The sequence below is a fragment of the Bacillus sp. NPDC077027 genome (assembly GCF_050269555.1).
Classification (GTDB): Bacteria; Bacillota; Bacilli; order Bacillales; family Bacillaceae; genus Bacillus.
In genome coordinates this window covers 1-9444 of record NZ_JBNNIO010000012.1, presented here as the reverse complement: position 1 = coordinate 9444, position 9444 = coordinate 1, and the positions used below count along the sequence as shown (strand labels likewise).

Annotated in this window: 2 protein-coding genes; both read left to right on the top strand. The window is 43.2% G+C overall.

From position 1 onward, the window contains the following. The coding region (locus ACQKEZ_RS19295) for a condensation domain-containing protein (protein ID WP_427303608.1) at positions 1-1692 on the top strand (1692 nt) is incomplete at its 5' end. A gap of 20 nt (positions 1693-1712) precedes the next feature. Beyond that, positions 1713-9444 (top strand): amino acid adenylation domain-containing protein (locus tag ACQKEZ_RS19290; protein ID WP_427303606.1); only part of this gene is annotated, 7732 nt, incomplete at its 3' end.

Here is a 9444-nt window from a genome sequence, read left to right as displayed (position 1 = left end):
CTACCAGCGCCTGATGTGGAGGCAAGCAAGACAACATACGAAGCGCCAAGAGATGAGATGGAGTCCCTGCTTTGTGACATTTGGGCAGATGTGCTCGGTGTGGAACAGGTCGGTATTCATGACAACTTCTTTTTCCTTGGTGGAGATTCCATCAAAGGCATTCAAATGGCAAGCAGACTCACACAAACTGGCTGGAAGCTTGAGATGAAACAGCTATTCCAATATCCAACGATTGCGGATATTCGACCGTATATTGAAGTGGCGGATGTGGCGATTGCCCATCAGTCTCCAGTGGAAGGAGAAGTGATATTAACACCGATTCAGCGCTGGTTCTTTGAACGAAAGTTCACCAACCAACATCATTGGAACCAATCAGTGATGCTTCATGCGCCAAATGGGTTTGATCCAGACGTGACGGAGAAGGTGATTCAGAAACTAGTGGAGCATCATGATGCGCTCAGAATTGTCTTTCAAGTAGACGAGGAGAAAATTGTTCAATATAACCAAGGACTTCTAAATGATTCGATCACATTAGATGTCATCGAATTAAAGGGAGATATGTCTCACCAGATGCAACAGGTAGAACAAATAGCAAACGAAGTGCAAGCGAGCATCAATTTAACAGAGGGACCGCTTTTGAAACCTGTTATTTTCCACACTGATCAGGGAGATCATTTATTGTTTGCTGTTCATCATCTTGTTATTGACGGCGTATCTTGGCGTATCTTTCTTGAAGACTTCACATCGTTATATGAACAGGCGAAGCACGGGGAGTCATTTGTACTTCCTGACAAGACCCACTCATTTCAAGAGTACGCACAACGTCTGACTGAATATGCGATGTCAAAAGAGCTATTGAGTGAACAAACGTATTGGAAAAATGTTCTTCGGCATGACGTGAAGCCTTTTCCAAAAGATCACAGTGTGACAGATCAACGTATGAAACATACAAGTACATGCCGTTTTTCATTAACAACAGAAGAAACAAAGCAGCTTTTGACAGATGTACATGAAGCGTATCATACGGACATGAATGACATTCTATTGACAGCGCTAGGTCTGTCGATGAAACAGTGGACAGGAGAAGATCATCAATTCATTCATCTTGAAGGGCATGGGAGAGAAGAAGTGCTTTCTCATGTAAACCTTTCTCGAACGGTTGGCTGGTTTACAAGCATGTATCCTATATTGCTTGATATGTCTTATGCAAATGATCTTTCTTACCAAATCAAGCATACGAAAGAAGAGCTTCGTCACATTCCGAAAAAAGGTGTAGGCTATGGCGTTTTGAAATATTTAACACCTGACAAAATGAAAGAAGAGATCCCATTTGATGTCGTGCCAGAAGTGAGCTTCAACTATCTTGGACAGTTTGATCAAGAGATGGGGGCAGGTGATGTGAGACGATCGAATTGGAGTACAGGTCATTCGATTAGCCCTCAATCTGAGAAGCCACATGCTCTAGATATTGTAGGATTCATTGAACATGGCATTTTGACCATCACCATTGCCTATCATGCGCTTGAATTTCATGAAGAGACCGTTGAGCGCCTCAAAGAACAGATTAAGACAAACTTAAAGAACATCATGTCTCATTGCATCACACAGGATGAAAGTCAGCTAACGCCAAGCGATGTAGGAGATGATGACCTGACAATGGATGAGCTTGAAAAGCTGATGGATATATTTTAAGCAAAATAAAGAGGTGGCCTATGAGCAAACAAAAGATTCAAAAGGTATATCCTTTAACACCAATGCAAGAAGGTATGTTGTATCATGCCATGCTAGATCCTGATTCTTCTTCTTACTTTACGCAGCTTGAACTGGAGTTGAGTGGCTACTTTGATCTAGAACTTTTTAAGAAAAGTGTGAATGAGCTAATACGGACATTTGATATTCTTCGCACTGCCTTCGTTTATCAGCAGTTGCAAAAACCTCGTCAGGTTGTACTTGCTGAGCGTCAAGCAGATGTGTATACAGAGGATCTTTCGGATCTTAACAGTGAGAAAAAGCAGGAAGCGCTGAATCAATATAAAGAAAAAGTAAGAAAGCAAGGTTTCCATTTAGCGAAGGACATTTTATTTAAAGTCGCTGTTTTTCAACTGGATGCCAAGAGTTGGCACGTAATTTGGAGCAATCATCACATCATCATGGATGGCTGGTCAATGGGTGTCATCATGAAGAAGCTGTTCCATTATTATGAGTCATACAGAAGCGGGAAAACACCAGATACATCACAAGGAAAACCCTATGCAGACTACATCCAATGGCTCGGAAAGCAGGACAAAGATGAGGCGAAGGCTTATTGGTGTAAACGATTAGAGGGTGTAACGCAGCATAACGAATGGTTACTTCATCAAGAAACAAATGGTCGTTATGACAACCGAGAATATACGTTTACATGGAATGAACGCGTGGTTGATGCAATTCAGGAACTGGCGCGCCGCTATCAAGTGACGGCTCCAAATGTTTTCCAAACGATATGGTCGATTTTACTTGGTCGCTATCAGGCGTCAAATGATGTCACTTTCGGCACAGTGGTTTCAGGAAGACCAGCTACCATTTCGGGCATTGAGAGCATGGCAGGTCTATTTATCAATACGATTCCAGTTAGAGTCAAGCTTGACCAAAACCGTACATTCAGTCAGCTATTTACTGACATGCAACAGCATGCTTTAGAAGCAGAAAGCTATGATTTTATGCCGCTATATGACATTCAGCAAGAAGCAACGGCTGGGAGTCCATTGTTTAACCACCTTGTAGGCTTTGAGAATTATCCACTCGATCAGGAACTATCAAATGACAACATGGCAGGTCGTCTTGGTTTCTCCATTGATGTAAAAGGTGGATTTGAACAAACGAGCTACGACTTTAACTTGCTTGTGTATCCGGGCAAAACGTGGACACTTAAGATCAAATACAACGGCATTGCTTTTCAGGAACAAATGATTGAGAGAGTGGCTAAGCATATCACTAAGCTGATGGAACAGGCGATAGAGCATCCTGAAATGCGTCTTTTAGAGGGAGAATGTGTAACAGCTCATGAACAAGAGCAAATCCATCAGTGGAATGAAACAGGGGCGGTTTATCCAAAGCATCAGTCCATCTCTGATCTGCTAGAAGAGCGAGCGCGAAACCATCCATCTCATCTTGCGTTGGTGGAAGGAGAGCGTACGCTTACTTATGAAGAGCTTAGCGCTGAAATCAATCATATAGCAAGCTATCTTGTTCGTCTTGGTGTTAAGCGGGAAGATGCGGTTGCTGTGTATATGGAACGATCTGCTGATGCGGTGATAGCCATTTTAGCAATATTGAAAGCAGGGGGCGCTTATGTGCCAATTGATCCCGCTCAGCCGAAGGAAAGAGTGCAATACATGCTTGAAGATAGTGGTGCTTCCCTACTTTTACATGATGGAGAGCAGCCACCGCTATTTGAAGGAGTAAAAGCCATAGATGTTCGACTTGTTCCAGATCATGTATCTTCAACTCCAATCAATGTAACTGTTTCGCCATCCGATCTAGCATATATTATGTACACGTCAGGTTCCACGGGGAAGCCAAAGGGTGTACTCATTGAGCATCGCCATATTATGAGACTTGCACTCTCTCAAGAGAAAATCGGTTTAAACAAATCTGATCGAATGGCTCATACAGGCGCAATCAGTTTTGATGCGATTACGTACGAAATTTTTACAGCATTATTAAATGGTGCGACTTTGTATCCCGTGAATCGTGATATTTTGCTAGATATCAATCGTTTAGAACAATTGATACAGAAGCATGAGCTGACAGCGATGTTTCTGACAACTGGCTTATTTAATCAGCTCGGTTTGCAAAGACCCGACATGTTTACACCTCTTCGAAAGCTGATGACTGGTGGAGATGTCATGAATCCAAAAAGTGCAGAGCTGGTGAAGAAGGCGCATCCAGAACTCATCTTATTGAATGCGTATGGTCCAACTGAAAATACAACGATCTCAACGATTCATGAGCTAGAAGGTGAGGTCTCTTCCTCTATTCCAATTGGAAGGCCGATCAATCACTCAACAGTTTATATTTTAGATGAACATAAGAGGCTCCAGCCAATTGGGGCACCTGGTGAGTTATATGTAGGCGGAGATGGTGTAGCACGAGGTTATTTAAATCGTTCTGACTTAACAAATGAAGTGTTCATAGCAGATCCGTTCAAACAAGGCGGGCGTTTGTATCGAACAGGTGATTTGGCAAGATATTTAGCTGATGGTCAAATCGAATTTCTTGGACGTGCAGATGATCAAATCAAAATCCGAGGCTTCCGAATCGAACTTGGAGAAATTGAAGCGACACTTCAACAAATGGACCGCATTCAAGAAACGGTTGTGTTGGCATCTGTAACTGAATCCGGTGACCAAGAGATTGTCGCTTACTATACAGGTGATGTGACTGAGGATGGTGTGAAGGCCGCATTAACAGCGACATTACCATCATATATGGTGCCTCATCATGTCATGCAACTTGAGGCATTTCCTCTGACGACAAATGGGAAGATTGATCGGAAATCATTGCCGAAGCCAGAAGCAAAACTGACGGCTCAACAGGAGAAAATAGCGCCAGAAACGGACACTGAGAAGGCTCTTTTCTCCATTTGGAAGGACATTCTTGGCAAAGAGGTATGTGTGGAGGATCACTTCTTTACGGTTGGGGGTCATTCGTTAAAAGCAATGATGATGACGGCAAAAGTGCAAGAGGTACTAAAGCAGGAAGTGTCAATTCAAGCTGTATTCGAGCATCCGACCATACGTTCACTTGCTTCCTATCTGGATCAAGGTTCACAGGGGAGCATACAGCCTCAGTTTGAACGGATTGAACCAGCTAAACGAGCGGAAGTCTATCCGGTGTCACCGGCACAGCGACGTCTTTATATTTTGCATCAGCTTGAGCCAAACAGTACGAACTACAACATACCGATCGTCATGACACTTGAAGGGGCGCTTGACGTTCAGCGACTGGAAGTAGCTTTTCAAAAGCTTATCCATTGCCATGAGATATTAAGAACGACTTTCCATATGAAAGAAGGAGAGGTTGTTCAAAAAGTTCATAAGGCTGGTTCATTCCACCTTCCGTTGATTGAGGCTAAGGAAGAGGATGCAGAAATCATTGCAGGTTTTACAAAGCCGTTTGATCTTGGGACTGCACCACTTTTAAGAGCACAGCTCATCAACATAAGAGACGCTGAGCATCTTTTAGTCATAGATGCTCACCATATCATCACAGATGGTAGTTCAATGCGTATTTTTATTCAAGACTTGGCGAAGGCATATGAAGGCTTAGTGCTTGAAGAGCGCAAAAAACATTATAAAGATTATGCGGTATGGCAATCGAAAGAGAAAGAAACACAAAGACAAAAAGAACACGAAGCATATTGGCTTAAGCAGTTTGAAGGAGAGCTACCTGTACTTGATTTGCCAACAGACTATCCGCGATCAGCCGAACGGGATTTCTCTGGAGAACGTGTGATGTTTGGATGTGATCAGAAGACGACACAGCAAATCCATGAATTGCTTAAGCAAACAGATACGACGATGTATATGTTCTTACTGTCTGCTTTTCAAGTTTTACTTGCCACCTATAGTGGACAAGAGGATATCATTGTTGGTTCTCCTGTAGCAGGTCGAACGCACCCTGACTTACAGGATATGCCGGGGATGTTTGTAAATACTATTGCGATGAGAGCTAAACCTCTTCATGCTAAATCATTTTCACAGTTCCTTGAGGAAGTGAAACAGACGAGTCTGGACGCTTTTACGCATCAAAGCTATCCATTAGAAGAATTAATTGCACGTTTACCACTTGATCGAGATACAAGCCGGAGTCCGTTGTTCAGTGTTTCCTTTAATATGCAGAACATGGAGGTTCAAACATTGAGGCTTGGCGAGCTTACGATTTTGCCTTATGCCGTGCAACATCGTGCAGTGAAATTTGATTTATCCCTAGAGGCGTTTGAGCGTGAGGGAGAACTCAAACTGAGCTTTGACTATGCCACATCACTGTTCAAAGAGGAGACCATTCGCAGGTTCAGTGCGCATTTCTTAGCGGTTGTGAAAGAGGCGATCAAACAGCCGAATCGACCGATTGGAGCGTTTGAACTGATAGATTCGCAAGAACAAAGACATAGGTTAGGCAAGGACAGAACGCAAAAAGAACGTGTCAATGAACCATTCCATACCCTATTCTCACATCAAGCAAGACAAGCGCCAAATACGGTTGCTGTTTCAGATGGTGAAAGAAAGCTAACCTATCGTGAGTTGGATGACATGTCAAACGCACTATCTAGTGAGTTAATCACTCGAGGTCTTGAAAAAGAAGCAGTGGTTGCCCTTATTCTTGATCGCTCTGTGAATCTTGCTGTGTCTATGCTAGCTGTAATGAAAGCAGGCGGTGTCTTTTTACCAATTGATCCAGAGTTTCCGATTGAGCGCATCCGTTATTCATTAGAGGATAGCGGTGCACAGTTTGTGTTAACTGAAAAAGCTTATATAGATTCATATAAAAATATGTCAATCAGTCATGTTTTGGAGATAGAGGAAGCAATTCTTCAAGCGTCATCAAGTCACCGCCCAGCCGTTTCTGTAGATCAGCTTGCGTATCTGATTTATACATCAGGCACAACGGGTAAGCCAAAGGGCGTTCAATTAACCCATCGTAACCTCGTCCACTATGTATCTTGGTTTACGAGAGAAGTATCATTACAAGACTTTGATCGCACAGCACTTCTGTCATCCTATGCCTATGATCTTGGCTATACAAGTTTATTCCCAGTTTTGAAAGCGGGAGGGACGCTTTATATACCGAAACAGGATGTGTATACAGATCCAATTCGTCTTGCACAGTATATAGATGAGCAAGAGCTCACATACGTCAAAATGACACCATCGCTGTTTCATATGATGGCAGATACAAATGCCTATGATTTTAGCTCGCTTCGTTTGGTTGTACTTGGCGGGGAACCAATTATTCCAGAAGATGTTGAGATCTTCTATCAGCATCATCCATGTGTTGCGGTCATGAACCACTATGGACCGACAGAAACAGCGATCGGTACAGTGGCAAAGCTGATCGATCCTTGTGATATGGCAGGATTTAAGAAGCGATCAGTCATCGGTCAGCCGATTGAAGGGGCTAGGGCGCTTGTGTTAAACGGTCAGCAACGTCTTGTTCCACATGGTGCACCAGGCGAGCTCTATATTTCAGGTGAGGGGTTATCTAGAGGCTATCACAATCAACCTGAATTAACGCAGGAGCGCTTTTTACAAAACCCATATATCCTTGGCGAGCGAATGTACCGTACAGGCGATGTTGTCAGACAACATCCTAATGGTGATATTGAATTTTTGGGAAGAACCGACGATCAGGTGAAAATTCGTGGTTACCGAATTGAAAAGAAAGAAATAGAACATGTGGCTCGAACATCAGGGCTTGTCCAAGATGTATACGTCAAAGTCGTTCATACATCTCGCTTACCAGAATTGGCGCTTTACTACACATCAACAGATCATGTGGAAACATTATTATTTAGGCAAGTGTTATCGGCCAAATTGCCAGAATATATGATTCCAACCTATTTTGTAAAAGTAGACGAAATGCTGCTGACACCAAATGGTAAGGTTGATGATCAAGCATTGCCTTTGCCACATGAGGCACATAAAGAAATAAATGAGTATACCCCGCCTGAAACGGAGCTGGAACAAGCGCTAGTCGACATTTGGACAGAGACATTAGGTGTGCAGTCTATCGGAATCAATGATCATTTCTTTGAGTTAGGCGGTCACTCGTTAAAAGGGATGCTTCTTATTTCAAAAATTGAATCTAACCTGAAGAAACATGTACCGCTTAAAGTCCTGTTTGAACAGCCGACCATTCGTAAGCTTGCTACCTATTTAGAGGCGGCTGATCCCAAAAACGTGATGGATATTCAGCCAGCGAAAAAGCAAGACTTTTACCCGGTTTCATCTGCTCAAAAGCGGATGTACGTACTTCATCAACTTCACCCAGAAGGTGTGACTTACCATATGCCAGCCGTCTTGATGATGGAAGGTGCACTTGATGTGGAACAGCTGGAGCGGGCACTTCATTTGTTAGTGGAGCGACATGAATCATTACGTACTTCATTTGTTGAGGTGGATGGGATTCCCGTTCAGAAGGTTCATCGAAAGGCTGACCTCTCATTAGAGGTTGTGGAAATTGAAGAAGCAGAGGCAGAAACCGTATTTCAAACCTTTGTCAGACCGTTTCAGTTACAGCACGCACCGCTTATGAGAGCAAAAGTTGCAAAGTTATCAGGTGAAAGACATATCTTTATGATGGATATGCATCACATTATTGCTGACGGTGTTACACGTAACTTGCTGATTCAGGAATTGGCAGACTTATATCGAGGTAAGTCATTACCACCTGTTTCATTACATTATAAGGATTTTGCTGTTTGGCAGCAGGGAGATAAGCAGCAACACATGATTGAACAAGAGAAGCTATATTGGCTTGAACAATATCGAGAGCCTGTTCAGGAACTAGCGTTACCGCTCGATTTTCCGCGTCCTGCTGTTCAACAATTTGCAGGTGATCATGTGGATGTTACGTTGTCAGCCGACATGACGAAGAAAATCGAAGCCTTTCTGAGAGCACAGGGTGTAAGCCTAAACATGATGATGCAAACGACCTTTGCTATTTTACTGCACAAGCTCACAGGACAAACGGATATTGTCATTGGGGCTGTGACCGCAGGACGTGGTCATGCGGCAGTGGAACGAATACCAGGAATGTTTGTGAATACGCTGGCACTGCGAAATCAAGTAAATCCGGCACGAGCATTTGAGGATATGCTAACACATATTAAAGAAGTCAATTTGGCCGCATATGAGCATCAGAATTACCCATTTGAAGACTTAGTGACTCAATTAGATATTCCGAAGGATACGAGTCGGAATCCATTGTTTAGTGTGATGCTGACAACGGATGATCCAGATCGTAGCTTGCCTGAATTGGAAGGTTTTCAGCTCCACCAAACGGATCAATCGACGAGTGGTGCGAAGTTTGATTTGACCCTCGGTGTATTTGAGAAGGACGGACAAATCGGTCTTCGGTTTGAGTATGCAACGTCACTGTTTAACAAGAGTACGATTCAACGTTGGAGCCATTATTTTAGTCAGTTGATCAGTCAAGCACTGGTTCAGCCAAATAAGCCGGTAGAACAGTTGTCCCTTTTAACAGAGGAAGAGAAGCAAATGCTTCTGACCGAATGGAACGGACCTGTGCTTGACGTCCCAACAACCGAAACAGTTCATGCTCTCTTTGAACAACAGGTTGCTCGTGTACCATTTGGCAAAGCTGTTTCCTTCAATGGCATCAGTTGGTCCTATGAGGAGCTAAATGCGAAGGCAAATCAAATAGCGAATCAGTTACTCACAC